Source organism: Sphingomonas oligophenolica, assembly GCF_039522915.1.
GTDB classification, from domain to species: Bacteria; Pseudomonadota; Alphaproteobacteria; order Sphingomonadales; family Sphingomonadaceae; genus Sphingomonas; species Sphingomonas oligophenolica.
This window is the reverse complement of the sequence record NZ_BAAAEH010000007.1, coordinates 18,795-32,076: the sequence shown is the minus strand read 5'-3', so window position 1 is coordinate 32,076 and position 13,282 is coordinate 18,795. Positions and strand designations below refer to the sequence as shown.

At 64.7% G+C, this 13,282-nt stretch carries 11 protein-coding genes; 2 read left to right on the top strand and 9 right to left on the bottom strand.

Going from position 1 to position 13,282, the window contains the following annotated elements; translation table 11 throughout:
• Positions 1-78: 78 nt before the first annotated feature.
• Together ABD050_RS05025 and ABD050_RS05020 are read right to left on the bottom strand one after the other, a co-directional pair.
• A complete protein-coding gene (locus ABD050_RS05025) occupies positions 79-861 on the bottom strand; it encodes an SH3 domain-containing protein (protein WP_343888128.1) in 783 nt (260 codons plus the stop codon).
• Between the two features lie 95 nt (positions 862-956).
• The gene (locus ABD050_RS05020; protein WP_343888127.1) at positions 957-1,355 is read right to left on the bottom strand and encodes a glycine zipper 2TM domain-containing protein; all 399 of its coding nucleotides are present in this window, start codon (positions 1,353-1,355) and stop codon (positions 957-959) included.
• Between the two features lie 305 nt (positions 1,356-1,660).
• Between ABD050_RS05020 and ABD050_RS05015 the strand changes: the two genes are divergently transcribed.
• A complete protein-coding gene (locus ABD050_RS05015; RefSeq protein WP_343888126.1) occupies positions 1,661-3,595 on the top strand; it encodes a hypothetical protein in 1,935 nt (644 codons plus the stop codon).
• 5 nt (positions 3,596-3,600) lie between these two features.
• Here ABD050_RS05015 and ABD050_RS05010 read toward each other — a convergent pair whose 3' ends face one another.
• The 7 genes from ABD050_RS05010 to ABD050_RS04980 form a co-directional block, all read right to left on the bottom strand.
• Positions 3,601-4,071, bottom strand: coding sequence for a hypothetical protein (locus ABD050_RS05010; RefSeq protein ID WP_343888125.1), 471 nt, complete (start codon positions 4,069-4,071; stop codon positions 3,601-3,603).
• Between the two features lie 11 nt (positions 4,072-4,082).
• On the bottom strand, positions 4,083-4,385 hold the full coding sequence (locus ABD050_RS05005; RefSeq protein ID WP_343888124.1) for a hypothetical protein: 303 nt from the start codon (positions 4,383-4,385) through the stop codon (positions 4,083-4,085).
• A 398-nt stretch (positions 4,386-4,783) separates the two neighbouring features.
• On the bottom strand, positions 4,784-8,200 hold the full coding sequence (locus ABD050_RS05000; RefSeq protein ID WP_343888123.1) for a coiled-coil domain-containing protein: 3,417 nt from the start codon (positions 8,198-8,200) through the stop codon (positions 4,784-4,786).
• A 131-nt stretch (positions 8,201-8,331) separates the two neighbouring features.
• Positions 8,332-8,931: an SOS response-associated peptidase gene (locus ABD050_RS04995; RefSeq protein ID WP_343888122.1), complete on the bottom strand. Its 600-nt coding sequence runs from the start codon at positions 8,929-8,931 to the stop codon at positions 8,332-8,334.
• Between the two features lie 161 nt (positions 8,932-9,092).
• Positions 9,093-11,018, bottom strand: coding sequence for a 1-deoxy-D-xylulose-5-phosphate synthase (gene dxs, locus ABD050_RS04990; RefSeq protein WP_343888120.1), 1,926 nt, complete (start codon positions 11,016-11,018; stop codon positions 9,093-9,095).
• 178 nt (positions 11,019-11,196) lie between these two features.
• Positions 11,197-11,658: a Fur family transcriptional regulator gene (locus tag ABD050_RS04985; RefSeq protein WP_343888119.1), complete on the bottom strand. Its 462-nt coding sequence runs from the start codon at positions 11,656-11,658 to the stop codon at positions 11,197-11,199.
• 43 nt (positions 11,659-11,701) lie between these two features.
• Positions 11,702-12,109 carry a MerC domain-containing protein gene (locus ABD050_RS04980; RefSeq protein ID WP_343888118.1) on the bottom strand — a complete coding sequence of 136 codons (408 nt, stop codon included), beginning with the start codon at positions 12,107-12,109 and terminating at the stop codon, positions 11,702-11,704.
• Between the two features lie 130 nt (positions 12,110-12,239).
• Between ABD050_RS04980 and ABD050_RS04975 the strand changes: the two genes are divergently transcribed.
• Entirely contained in the window at positions 12,240-13,277 is a 1,038-nt protein-coding gene (locus tag ABD050_RS04975) for a COX15/CtaA family protein (protein ID WP_343888117.1), read from the top strand.
• Positions 13,278-13,282 lie beyond the last annotated feature (5 nt).

Below are 13,282 nucleotides of genomic sequence, written 5' to 3'. Positions count from 1 at the left end.
TCGCTTCGAAACCTGAAGCCGGTACCATGCTCCGGTCTTCCGGAGCATGGTTGTCGAGACCCAGCCGCGATATGATGCCTAAGGCTGCTTCGCACCCTCGCCTTTCTTGCCATGGTGTTGCTGACCTCCCGCAGATTGCAGCGCGGGATTGCCGCGCCGCACCGCCGGGGGCGTCGGGTTGACCGGGGTTGGCGTGGCCCCGGGAGCGAAGCCGCGCCGCGCCCCGGACGGCGGCACTTGCGTGGGCGAGCCGCGGTGGTGCTCCTGCGTAGCGCGCGGCTGCGGCAGCGGGTGAAAGGGCTGGGGTTGAACGGGCCGGGGTTGAGCGGGTTGGGGTTGAGGCCTCATCGGCACAGGCGGCCGCATCGCACCGGGCCGAACCGGCTGCACCGGTTGCCCGCGGTGCTGCTGATAGGCAGGCGGCGTCTGAGGCCGGGGGCCCCAGTTCGGCCGGTAATTGTCGTAGTAGCGGCGTTCCCATCGCGGGCGTTCGGTGTAGAAGCTCCGGCCGCGATAATGGCTGTCCCAATAGCTTCCGAAAATGAAGGACAGCACGCCGATACCCGAATAATCCACTATGCCCCGCCGCCGGCCGCGATCGTCCACGACGAGATCGCGACCGAAGATCCAGCCACGGTCATAGCGATAGCCGACGTCGCACCAGCTCCGGTCCCTCAGGCAGCCATAGACATCGACCCGGGCATTTCGGGCAATGCGGCGCACGATGGGATAATCGAAATCGGGGCCGGCGCGCATGCTCGTCGATCGGATCGTATAGCCGACCATGGCATGTTGAGCGAGCGCGGGAGCGGCGGGCACCGCCAGCGCGGCGAGCGCTGTCGCGAAAATCACCTTGCGCATGAATAATTCCTCCTGGTTCTGGTTTGAACGTCTCGATCGAAGCCTTCCGCTGTGACCAGCAAGACTGATCGTCGCACCCCTGTCGGGGCGCTGGGCTAACGACAGCGGGCGTCGCGATCGATTGCCTGGCCGGTGAGCGCTCCGGCACCTGCGCCGAGGACGGTTCCGAGAGCCTCCGACCTGCCGGGCGCCAGCAGGTTGCCCAGGATGCCGCCAGCGATCGCGCCGACGATGAGGCCGGTCGTGCCGTCTGACCGGCGGCAGTAATAACGCCCGTCACGTCCGCGATAGATCCGGTCCCGTCGCGACAGGCGTCGCTCGCGGTAGCGCGGATCGTCGCGATAATAGCGATCGGCCTCATAGCCGCCATAAGACGGGTCGGGCCGGTTATAGTCGTAATGGCGCCAATCAGCGGCGGGCCGATAATCGTCGCCATCGCTGACGCAGCCTGCAACCAACATTGCCGAGGCAAGGCCGAGGATTGCAATACGCATGATCATTCTCCCGTCGAATCTATACACACAGGATATTTCGCGGCCGGAATGCTTCCATACGTAGATATCACATGCCACGCAGGAGTAATGGCAAGGCACCAGGCATCGATTTCGCCTGACCTTCAGAAAGTGACTATCGCGTCTTCGGACCGGTAGTGAAGCCGTCCTCCGCCCCCCGGGAACGATCGCTTCGCCCCGTTCCACACACTCGCTGCACCGCGTCTCCGCACGACAGATGGCGCATGGCCCCGCCATGCCCTAGCACCCGACCATCGACGCCAAGCCCGGCCCGGAGAACCGCCCCGATGATCCCCGCCGCCCCGAATGCCCGCCATCCGGTGAGCCTGCTTGATTTCGGCGCGCGCGCCGACGGCCTGCCGGCCAGCAGCCCGACCAACTCGGCCGCGCTCAACGCGTTCGGCGACTGGGCGCGCGCCGAATCGAAAGCCGGGCGCGCCGTGCATGTCGTCGCGCCGCCCGGCACCTATTATTTCGACTATGCCGTGGCGATCAACTGCTTCAGGGGCATCTCGACCCTTCTCTTTTCAGGCTATGGCGCGACCTTCCTGCAGACCCGGCTGCGCGCCGAGCCCTGGCCGGTCAGCGGCAATGCAGTGCTGTACGGTAACCGATTCAATCCGCGGATCCGGGCGGCGAAGAAGGGCGCCACCCGGGTCGTGGCGATGACGCCGGCCGAACTCGGCGACTATGCCCCGGGCGAGGTGGTGATGATCGCCGGGCTCGACATCCAATATGGCGGCTACCCGCCGAACCTCAATTATTTCGACTTCGTGACGATCAGGTCAGTCGATCCGCGCAGCGGCGCCGTGACCTTCGAGCCGCCGCTCAGCTACGACTATCTTGCCGATTATCCCACCTATCCGCTTCCGAACAGCTGGAACGGCACGCGCATCTACAAGCTCGATCACGCCGGATTCACCTGGAATGTCGATCACACCTTCGCCGGTTTCGAGTGCCGCCATGAAGTCGAGCAGGGGGGCAATCACGTCACCGTAATGGGGCGCAAGATCACCTGGCGCGACTGCGTCACCCCGGGCTTTTCCGAGACCATCTGCGAAGAGTTCCTTGCCGAGCGCTGCGTCGAGCGAAGCTATACCGAGCCCGACAAGCTGGTGAAGAAATCGGTCCGCCGCGACGGGAAACTGATGGCCGGGCTCGGCCTGCAAAGCAGCAGCATCGATCTACTCATCGCCGAGAATTGCACGATCCGCCATGTCGCGAGCGGCGGCAAGGTGATGCGGGTCACCAATTGCGATATCGAAATCGTCAGCCCCGGCTGCCAGTTCGGCTTCAACGAATCGACGCGGTTCGAGAATTGCCGTATCGGCACCGCCAATTATCTCTATCCCTATATCGCGAAGGGCGCCCGGTACAATTTCGTCGATGGCGTCAACATCACCTACGCGAACGGCGTGTTCGTGGTGCTCAAGAACGACGCATGGGCGCAGGGCGGCGGCATCACCAACTGGAATGCAGTGCCGGGGCAGGTTCTGTCCTTCTGCCGCGGCAAGGCCGGCACCTCGACCGCCGACGGATCCTTTCTCGCCAGCGACCTGGGCGCGGGGACAGTCGTCTCGATCGAGGACCGGCCGGGCGCCATCGCCATCCACACCACGCTGAAGCATGCGCGGGTGCCCGCCTGGTCGTCAGGCCAGGTCTTCATCAAGCATCGCAACGCCCCCGTCTTCGCGAACTGCACCGGCCCCGAGGCGGTGCGGGTGGCGACCGAAGCCGAACGGGCCGGCCGGCGCTTCGGCGACTATTTCCGCTATCTGCTCGACGCGAAGACGATCCGGCAGGGCGCTGCCTTCTGGGGCCGCAGCGGCACGCTGGTCGGGCTTCGCGCAACCGTCGTCAAGCCGGCCGCGGCCGCGACGGCCATGAAGGCGACCCTGGGCGAAATGGCCGCCTATCGCGCGAGCACCATGGACAATCCGCGCCTCTTCCAGATCGAGCTCGACCTCACCATCGCCGGCAGGCGGGACTTCACCCAACACGGGCTGCGCGGCGCCGTCGGCAACGACCGGGTGACCTATGACGGCCTCGTCCAGGATCGCCTCCCCGCCGACACCTGGTGCGAGGAGGGCATGCCACTGCTCTTCTGCCCGGGCGCGCCGTTCCTCAGCAACCCGGCCGCCGCGCCGGTCTTCGAGCTGATCTTCGAATTCGATATGGGCCTGATCGGGAAGCCGACCGTCGTGCATTCAGGCGCGACATGACCGGGCTATTGCGCCGGAAGCCCCGCCTCGCCCGCCGCCGTCGGCACCAGCCCCGGCGGCGTCGCTGCCCGCGCCAGGGAGGTCAGCTCGGGCGGCACCACCGTCACCACCTGCGGGCAGCGGAAACAGATGCTGTCGCCATTCTCCTCATGCCAGCGGCAGGTCGCGCGGATCTGGCAGGAGGGGAGCGCCGTCACCACCGGCGGCAGTTGCGCCGCGATCCGCTCTCCGAGGCCGCACCGCCCGTCAGCGAACTGAGCGCAGTTCGAACTCTCGCACCGCGCCGAAAAGCGGAAGACCCGGGTCGGATCGAGATCGCCCAGTTCAGCCATCATTGCCGGCGTGACCTCGGCGCTGCGCTTCAGATAGGCGATCCGCGGCTCGGCCGCCGTCCCCGAGACGATGCCGAAGGCATGCGCGTCCACCATGTCCGGCTGAGCGCTCGGGCACGACAAAGGCTGATCGGCATCGTCCACGGCAGGCGCGCCTAGAGCTGCCGGGCTTCCGGCGCCGACGGGATCTGGACGAAGCCGGCAAGCGTCTCGCCCTTGATGGTCAGGACGGCTGGATTGGCATGGATGCCGGCCTGTTCGAGATGCTTCACCACGGCATTGGAGAAATTGGTCGCCTTGACGGGATCCTGGATCATCCGCCCGGCGACCTGCCATTTCGCGATCAGCGGACCCTGCGCGCCAGCCTGGTCGCCCGCGAGCACGATCGCCTTGCGCAGCGCGTCAGGCAGTTCGTGAAGTGAAATCATTCCCGCATGGTTGCCCGGCTCATTGCTCATCAACGCCTCCGTCTTCTGGTCGAATTCATCGCCACGCTCGGCTCCGATCGGAACGGAGTCAACGAGACCTTTGCCGATACTGCCAGATTGGTTCTTTCTATCCGGACCGATTGGGCAACCGTGGGAATATTGTGGGCGATGTAGTTGCCGCCAACTCATCAGCCCGCCGCCACAATTTCATCGCCTCATCGATCAGCTCCGCCGCGAACGCAGTGGAGCGCTCCGTCACGGCAAGCGAGAGGCAATTGCCGGCTTCGAATTTCAGTCTCTCGGCGCGAGATTGGGCGCGATCGCCCGGGCGGGAAAGTGTCACGTCAGGCAGAATGCGGAGGCCCCGCTCCGGTTCCCGCTACGCCCCCCGGTTTGCGACGAACCGCAGCCCCACCCCGCCCGCTCCCCTATTGCCCGAACACTGCCTCGATCCGCGTATTGCGGTCGATCGGCAGGGTGATCGACTGCCCCGTTTCCACCGAGGTCTTGCCCCCCTGCCTGATCACCCAGCGATCGAGCTTTCGCCCCGGCTCGCCCGGCTCCGCAACGCTGATCGTCAAGTCGCCCTGCTTGCCGTCGAACACATGATAGGCTTCGACAAGCGGTTCGGCGGAGAGGGCCGGCACCGACAGCGCCGAGAACCCGTCAGTGGCGGCGAGATCGAGCACGACCTGCCTCGATTTCGCCTTCACGCTGCTGACGATCATCGTCAGGTCGATCCGCCTGATCCGCGGCGCCGGCTTGTCGCCGTGCAGGTTGAAGGCTGCCTTCAGGGTCAGCGTCGTCCATGCCGCCGGCATTGCCATCTTCTGTTTGATCTTGTCGTCGGCATCGTCGAGGATCAGGCTCATCAGGTCCTTCGCCAGCGCGCTTTGCTGCGCCTTGGTGATGCTGCCGTTGGAGAAATGGTAGCGATAGGATTTCACCAGCGAGACGGGCAGCCTCAGGCCGTAGAGCTGATCATCGCTGCGCACGATCCCCAGTTCGCCGATCTCGATGATGATCTCGACATCGCCCTTGTCCGGCAGGTCGGTCGCCGGCCCCTCGAACTGGATCCGGTTCAGTCTGATGTCAGCCATCATCTGCCGTTGCCAGTCGGGCTCGACGGCGCCGAGCCGAAGCGTGCTGATCTCGACGCTCATGCCGTCGTTCAGCGCAGCGATCGGATTGCCCCTGGTGTCGCCGTCGATGACGAGATCGACGTCGCGGTCGTCCATGGCGAGCTTTTCCACATCCTTGACCAGGCCCTCGCGGATCGCGGCCAGATTGCCCTTGAACAGCGGCTTCAACGTCTTGATGCGATCAAGCACATCCTTGTCGGTCCATTTGTGGAGCGGCTTCTCGCTGAGCACCGTGTTGACCTGCTCGTACAGGGTATCGAGCGACCAGTTGACCCTGACCGATTTGAGCAAGGTGGATTCGAACGCCCGCACCACGTTGTACAATGCCTCGGTGAGCGAAATCCGCGCCCGGTTGCGGATGCCGTCGATTGCGGTGAACGCGTTGGCATTGAGCATCCGGCTCCGTGCCGATGCTTCCTTGTCGAACAGCCCGGCGAGGCTGTCCATATTGTCGGCGAGATCGGCATAGCCCTGGCCAATCTGCTGACCAAGCTGCATCACCTCCTCGAAGACTGAGGCGCGCTGCTCGATTACCTCCTTGATCTCCTTCGAAAGTTTCTTCCAGGCCTCATCCTTGGTGGCGAGCTTGGCCAGTTGCGCCTCGATCTCGGCCTGCGGAAGCTGGGCGCTCTCATAAGCCTTTTTGAGATGCGATGCCGCAGGCGCGAGACCCTTGCCGACCGTCGACCAGGTCGAAGGCTTGGTTTCGGAAAGCTTCTTGATATCGGCGACGGTCAGCTTCTTGCCGCCCTCGGCCTTGGCCAGTTCCTGCGCCTCGCTCTTGGCCTTTTTGATGACGTCATCGGCGTCTTTCTTGGCCTCCTTGTACGCGTCGACCGTGTCGCTCAACCTGGTCTTGAGCGACTTGATCACCTCGCTCGGATCCTTGTCGAGAAAATCGGTCGCCTCGGCCGCCATCGAGGCGACGCCGCCGAGGATCGGCTGGCCGACCGGAACGACCTGGCACAGGGCGGCGGCCAGGTTCGCGGCGAACTTGATTTGCCCGATCTTCGCCATGTCGCCGGATGCCTGATTGTACAGGCGGGTATAGGTGACGTCGAGCTTGCCCTGGAGCTCGCCCTGCGCCTTGGCGAGGGCGGCGATGCGCTGAGTCAGGACCTCCGATTTCGCCTCGGCTGCGCTGATCTGATCGACGAGCTTCGCATTCTCCTTGAGGATCAGCCGCGCGGCCGCCTCGCTGCTCTCGGCGGTTTCGGCCTGCGCACGCTGCTTCTCGGCGACCCAGCTGGTGAACATCAGCACCTCGAGCGCCAGATCGACTTCCATCCGGTAGAGCTGGAAGGAGCCGGAGAGCGACAGCAACGGGGTATAGCCGGCGGGCTTGCCGAAATAATCGAGCCGCGCGGCAAGCCGCTGCGCGAGCGTCGCCAGCTCAGTCTGGACCGAGCGCCAATACGCGCCGTCCTTGACCTTCCATGCCTTGTTGGCGGTCGGGAGCGGATTGAGAAAGGCTGCGGCATAAAGGTCGATGAGGCGCTTCGCCTCGTCGCGCTGCTCAGTCAGATAGGCTTCGCGGACATAGTTCATCAGCTGCGGCACCAGCATCGGGTGAAGCCAGATGGCGGCGTCGGTCTCCTCGACTGTCTCGCTCGCCGGGCCGGCGTCGGTGCCCGCCTTCGCTTCCGAATCCTTGCCAGGCTCGGTGTTGTATTCAGCGAATTCGATCTTCGCATTCGCGCTGTTGTCGTCATTGTTCGTGAAGTGGATTTCGTGGCGATAGGTGCAGGTATAGAATCCACTTCTGCTCGGCGTGCCGGCACGGCCACCGAGCGCCTTGGGTGGAAGCGCACCCGCCTTGCCCGGCTTGCCTGACCAGAGCTTCTGGATCGCCGCCTGGTTGGTGACCAGCTTGCCGGCCGCACCACCATTGCCTGGATCGCCCGGCGCGACGCTCGGCTCGCCATTGGTGGGCTTCTCGGTCGTACCCTGCACTGTGTTGCGACGCTCGAGAATCTCCGCGACTTTCCATATTCGCCTGATGCCGAGCACCTCGCGGTCCTTGTGCTTGTCGAGCTTCACGGCGACCGTCGTCTTGATCCAGCTGTCGATATGGGAATCCTTGTCGACATAGCCGAACGGGATGTAGAGCGGGGAGACGTTCCTGCCGTCACCCCCATTCTGGCCCTTGCCGCCGCCCTGGCCATCAAGCCCGTCAGTGATGATGCGTTTGCGGGTAGTGCCCTTGGGCGTCACGACCTCGCTCACATAAATGACGGCATCTCCACCCGCATGGCCGTGGGCGCCGTTCACGCCGGGTGTCTTGCCGGTCGAACCCTGCGCCTTGGCCAAAGCCCAGGCGGGCGGGCTGGTGTCGATCCGCCCGTCACCCTCGAACTCGATCCTCCGGGCGTAAACAGTCAGGTCGCACTCGGGCAGCCACCAGTCGCAGCGGATGGTGAGCGTGTCGCAGATGACGGTGAGCTTCGCGACCTTCTGCCAGCCCTTTTCCCGCGTATCGTCGGCAAGCCGGGTTTCGCGCGGCACCGCAGTGACGCCGAACAGGGTTTGTTCCGGGTCCTTGTCGTCGACGATGATGTGCAGACCGGTTGCCGTCTTGTGCTTGATGTTCTGGGTGCTGTTCTGGACGGCGATGTCGTTGATTTTGGCGACCCCGTCCGCGCTCGGCATCGAATGGAAAAACCGAAGCTGGTCCATGATCGTGGCCGGTGTCTTCACGGTCATTGCATCCCTCCCCTCTTCCGCGTCGGATCATGCCGAATTTTTTGCCGGCCCGGCCGGTATTTTACCACCGTTTTGGGGATACTGGCCAGGCGCATCCGATTGCCGCGACCGCCCTGCTGGTCCGGATTTCATCAGGCGCCAGGGCCCTGATCGGCCTGGCGCATCGCCATCAGTTGCGACGGATAGGGCGCCGCCAGCCCGCATGCCGCGTCGAAATTGCCGGTCAACCACAGATCATGATCCTCCTCCGCCAGGATCACCGGCATCGCCTTGGGGTGGATCGCCCCGACCAGCGGATTGGGGTCGCAGGTCAGGAAGGCGAAGGCCGGCCCGGTTTCGGTCGGGCGCCACACCCCGGCAAAGGCGAAGACCGGGCGCGATGGGATGCTGAACCAGTGAAGCGCCTGCTTCGCGCCATCCCGTTTCGCCGACCATTCCGAGAACTCGGTCCCTGGCACGAGGCAGCGCTGCGCCGGATTGGCCAGCGCCGATCGCCAGAACGGGCTGCCATGGTTGCGTACATTGACGACCGGTGCCTTCGCCCCCGGTGGCGGTGGAAAGCCCCAGCGCATCGCGATCAGATAGCGCGCCCCATCAGCCTGTATCACGACGAGACCGGGGCCGGCCGGTGCGACATAGTCCTTCTCCGGCTCAACCAGCCAGTCGTCCTGCGCGTCGAAATGCGCGAGCAGGTCCTCGGGCGAAACCTTGATATTGTAGAGCGTGCACATCGGGCAACCCTGCCACGCCAGCGGCCAAGTGGAACAGGCTGGATCGAACGCTACAGTGATTCAGCCCCAATCGGCAGTGCCGCACGCTGCTCTGCCGGTGCAGCAGCGGCTGCGGCTACCGGGTTACGATCACGACAGGCTCTTCCCCTGGCAGACCGGGGTTATGCCCTGGCCTCCTCGACAAGGCTGCCGGAGTTGTGCCGGAGTGCCTTGAGGACGGTGTCGACGATGGCGTCGGCATCGAGGCCGGCTTCGGCATATTGCTTCTCGGGCTTGTCCTGGTCCTGGAACAGGTCGGGCAGGCGCATGGTCCTGAGCTTCAGCCCGGCATCGATGAGCCCGGTGTCGCTGGCGAGCGTCAGGACATGCGCGCCGAGCCCCCCGACCGAGGCTTCCTCGATCGTGACCGCAACCTCATGGCTGGTCAGCAGCTTCCTGATCAGCGCCTCGTCGAGCGGCTTGGCGAACCGGAGGTCGGCAACCGTGGTCGAGAGCCCGCGCGCGTCGAGCGCATCGGCTGCCTTCAAGGCTTCGGCGAGGCGAGTGCCGAGCGACAGGATCGCAACCTTCTTGCCCTCCCGCACGATCCGCCCCTTGCCGATCTCGAGCCGCTCGGGCGTCGCGGGAAGCGCGACCCCGGTCCCGTTGCCGCGCGGATAGCGCACCGCGATCGGGCCACTATCATGAAGCGCACAGGTGTGGACCATGTGCACCAGCTCGGCCTCGTCGGCCGCCGCCATCACCACGAAGTTCGGCAGCGTCGCCAGATAGGTCACGTCGAAGCTGCCGGCATGGGTCGCCCCGTCGGCCCCGACCAGCCCGGCCCGGTCGATCGCGAACCGCACCGGCAGGTTCTGGATCGCGACATCATGCACGACCTGGTCGTACGCCCGCTGCAGGAAGGTCGAGTAGATCGCGCAGAACGGCCGCATGCCCTGGGCCGCAAGCCCGGCGGCGAACGTCACGGCATGCTGCTCGGCAATGCCCACATCGAAGAAGCGCTCCGGGTAAGCCTTGGCGAACGCGTCGAGCCCCGTCCCCGAGGGCATCGCCGCGGTGATCGCGCAGATCGTCGGGTCGCTCGCCGCCTCGGCGACCAGCTGCGCGCCGAACACATTCTGATAGTGCGGCGGCCCCGGCGGCGCCTTGCTCTGGACGCCGGTGATCACGTCGAACTTCTGGACCCCGTGATATTTGTCCGCCGCGGCTTCCGCCGGCGCGTAGCCCTTGCCCTTCTTGGTCACGACATGGACCAGGATCGGGCCTTCCTCGGCATCGCGCACATTCTCGAGCACCGGGATCAGCTGCTCCAGATTATGCCCGTCGATCGGCCCGACATAATAAAAGCCGAGCTCCTCGAACAAGGTACCCCCCATCGCCATGCCGCGCGCGAACTCGTCGGTCTTGCGCGCCGCCTGATGCAAGGGCCGCGGCAGCTTCTTCGCCACCCGCCGCGCAAGATCCCTGAGCCCCAGAAACTCCCGGCTCGACACGATCCGCGACAGATAGGCCGACAAGCCACCCACCGGCGGCGCGATCGACATGTCATTGTCGTTGAGGATCACGACCAGCCGGTTGCCCGCGCCTTGCGCATTGTTCATCGCCTCATAGGCCATGCCCGCCGACATCGCCCCGTCGCCGATCACCGCGATCGCCTTGCCCGGCTTGCCCGCAATCTTGTTCGCGATCGCAAAGCCAAGCGCCGCCGAAATCGAGGTCGACGAATGCGCCGCCCCGAACGGGTCATATTCGCTCTCGCTCCGCTTGGTGAAACCCGAAAGGCCACCGCCCGTCCGAAGCGTCCGGATCCGATCCCGCCTCCCGGTCAATATCTTGTGCGGATAGCATTGGTGCCCGACGTCCCACACCAGGCGGTCAGAAGGCGTGTCGAACACATAATGGAGCGCCGTCGTCAGCTCCACCACCCCCAACCCAGACCCGAGATGACCCCCCGTCACCCCAACCGCCGCGATCGTCTCGGCTCGCAACTCGTCAGCCAGCTGCCGAAGCGACGATGCAGGAAGCTGCCGCAAATCAGAAGGCGTATGCACCGTGTCCAGCAACGGTGTTTGGGGAAGTTGTGCCATCATTTCAGCTTAACGAAGCCAAAGATGGGTGTCGATTGTTGCCCGCGCGAACACGATTTCCAGACGAAGACTGCACCTAACCGTGACAATAATGCCATGCTCCAGGTTAATTATGGCCCTGCCGCTCTGCAGCCGGGCCGCTTCACCGAACCTCTCGCGATCCGCGAAAAGCGCTCGACTAGTCGCAATCAGCGCATTTGCCGCGGACCTCGATCACCGGCCGCACCGGTGAAAAGCCCGCCGCCTCGGCCGCTGACCGGACGCCGCTGGTGATACGGTCATTGTCGATATGAGTCGTCTGCCCGCAGGAATCGCACACCAGGAAGATGCAATCATGCAGGCAATCGGGATGGGCGTTGGCGATATAGGCGTTCGAGCTCTCGACCCGGCGGGCGAGATTGGCACCGACGAACAGATCGAGGATCCGGTACACGCTGTTGGCCGCAACGCGGCGGCCCGCCGCCTTCGACACCGCCTCGGCGATATCATAGGCTGAAGCCGGCTTGTCGAACCCGGCAAGCGTTTCGAAAATCTGGGCGCGCATGGTGGTCCATTGCTCGCCCGACTTCTCGAGCGTCGCGCGCGCCGCCGTTGAAAGCTCGGCGCCCTGCGGCTCGTGATGGTGATGATGTGCGGCCATGCCCTGATTTAGGCATTGCCGACCCCGGCGGCAAGGCAACGACTCAGTAGGTCGCGCGCCGATTCAAATCATGGCCGAGCGCCAGTATCGCAACGCCGAGCAGCGTCCAGATCGTCTCGAGTCCACCCTCATGGGGCAACCGCATTGCGCCTGCCATGATGCCAAGGCCGAAAAACCCGACCATCGCCGGCATCAGATAGCCATGGGTGAACATGCCCCGTCCGAGCGCGGCGATGCCGAAGCCGATCGCAATGGTCAGGCCGACCTCGTGGAACAGGGGGTTGAGCAGCAAGCCACCCGCCGATGCAGCCAGTGCGATCAGGATGGTGCTGGCGAGACAATGCACCACGCACAGCCCGGACAATCCGATCGCGAATCGATCGAATCGCTGCTCAAACCACTGGAAAGCGGGCGAGTGGTGGTCGGCATGTGCGGTCATGGTGCGGGCCATGTGGCACAGGCAATTGAGAGTTACAATATATCATCGGCGATTTTTTATAACCAGGATCGTGCTATCTTCCCGATCAGCGGGCTTCACAATCCGAATCGACGCGCACCCCGCCCGGCGCTAGGGACTCGATATGCTTCAGGCCTCTTCGCTTGCTCACCCTTCGCGACCCCGGGCTCTCGCGACGTGGCTCTTCACGGTCGCCGGGCTGATCGTGCTGATGGTCGTGGTCGGCGGGATCACGCGCCTCACCGAATCGGGGCTCTCGATCACTGAATGGAAACCGATCAGCGGCGCGATTCCCCCGCTCAGCGATGCGGCCTGGCAGGCCGAGTTCGCCCATTACAAACGCATTCCCGAATATACCCAGATCAACCGCGGCATGACGCTGGCCGGGTTCAAGCACATCTTCTTCTGGGAATATTCGCACCGGCTGCTCGGGCGCCTGATCGGCCTCGCCTTCGCGCTGCCGTTGCTGTGGTTCGCGCTCAAGCGGCGGATTCCCCCGGGCTATGGCTGGCGGCTGGTGGCGCTTCTCGCGCTTGGCGGGCTGCAGGGCGCGATCGGCTGGTGGATGGTCTCGTCGGGCCTCGCCGTCCGTACCGATGTCAGCCATGTCCGGCTCGCCATCCATCTGCTCACCGCGCTGGTGCTGCTGTCGGGCATGGTATGGACGGCGCTCGACCTGCGCGGCCTCGCGGCGAGCAGGCTGGCCAGTCCGGCCGCGCTTCGGCCGCTCGCCCTGATCGCGCTTGCCCTGCTGTTCGGCCAGATCATGTTCGGGGCGTTCACCGCCGGGCTCAACGCGGGCTACGCCTTTTCGAGCTGGCCGCTGATGGGCGATAGCTTTTTCCCGACGGGCGTGCCGATGGTCAGCCCGGCGTGGCGTAACGCGGTCGATAATCCGATTGTCGTCCAGTTCATCCATCGCTGGTTCGCCTTCATCGCCGCGGCGGGCCTCATCATGCTCGCGCTGCAATCGATCCGGTCGGGCGGCGTTATCGCGGGACGGGTGCTGATAGGGCTGGTCCTGCTGCAGATCCTGCTCGGTATCTCGACCCTGATGAGCGGCGTCGAGATCGGCATCGCGGTCGCGCACCAGGCCAATGCGGCACTGACGCTGATCGCCGCCACCTTCGCCGCGCATGCGATCGGCCGCAACCCCGCATGAGTAGG

Excerpts from the sequence above, each read along its gene's own strand:
- ABD050_RS05020 (WP_343888127.1), bottom strand. The coding sequence starts at position 1,355 with ATGCGTATTGCAATCCTCGGCCTTGCCTCGGCAATGTTGGTTGCAGGC.
- ABD050_RS04985 (WP_343888119.1), bottom strand. The coding sequence starts at position 11,658 with ATGGCCGCACATCATCACCATCACGAGCCGCAGGGCGCCGAGCTTTCA.
- dxs (WP_343888120.1), bottom strand. The coding sequence starts at position 11,018 with ATGGCACAACTTCCCCAAACACCGTTGCTGGACACGGTGCATACGCCT.
- ABD050_RS04975 (WP_343888117.1), top strand. The coding sequence starts at position 12,240 with ATGCTTCAGGCCTCTTCGCTTGCTCACCCTTCGCGACCCCGGGCTCTC.
- ABD050_RS05025 (WP_343888128.1), bottom strand. The coding sequence starts at position 861 with ATGCGCAAGGTGATTTTCGCGACAGCGCTCGCCGCGCTGGCGGTGCCC.
- ABD050_RS05000 (WP_343888123.1), bottom strand. The coding sequence starts at position 8,200 with ATGACCGTGAAGACACCGGCCACGATCATGGACCAGCTTCGGTTTTTC.
- ABD050_RS04980 (WP_343888118.1), bottom strand. The coding sequence starts at position 12,109 with ATGGCCCGCACCATGACCGCACATGCCGACCACCACTCGCCCGCTTTC.
- ABD050_RS05015 (WP_343888126.1), top strand. The coding sequence starts at position 1,661 with ATGATCCCCGCCGCCCCGAATGCCCGCCATCCGGTGAGCCTGCTTGAT.
- ABD050_RS04995 (WP_343888122.1), bottom strand. The coding sequence starts at position 8,931 with ATGTGCACGCTCTACAATATCAAGGTTTCGCCCGAGGACCTGCTCGCG.
- ABD050_RS05005 (WP_343888124.1), bottom strand. The coding sequence starts at position 4,385 with ATGAGCAATGAGCCGGGCAACCATGCGGGAATGATTTCACTTCACGAA.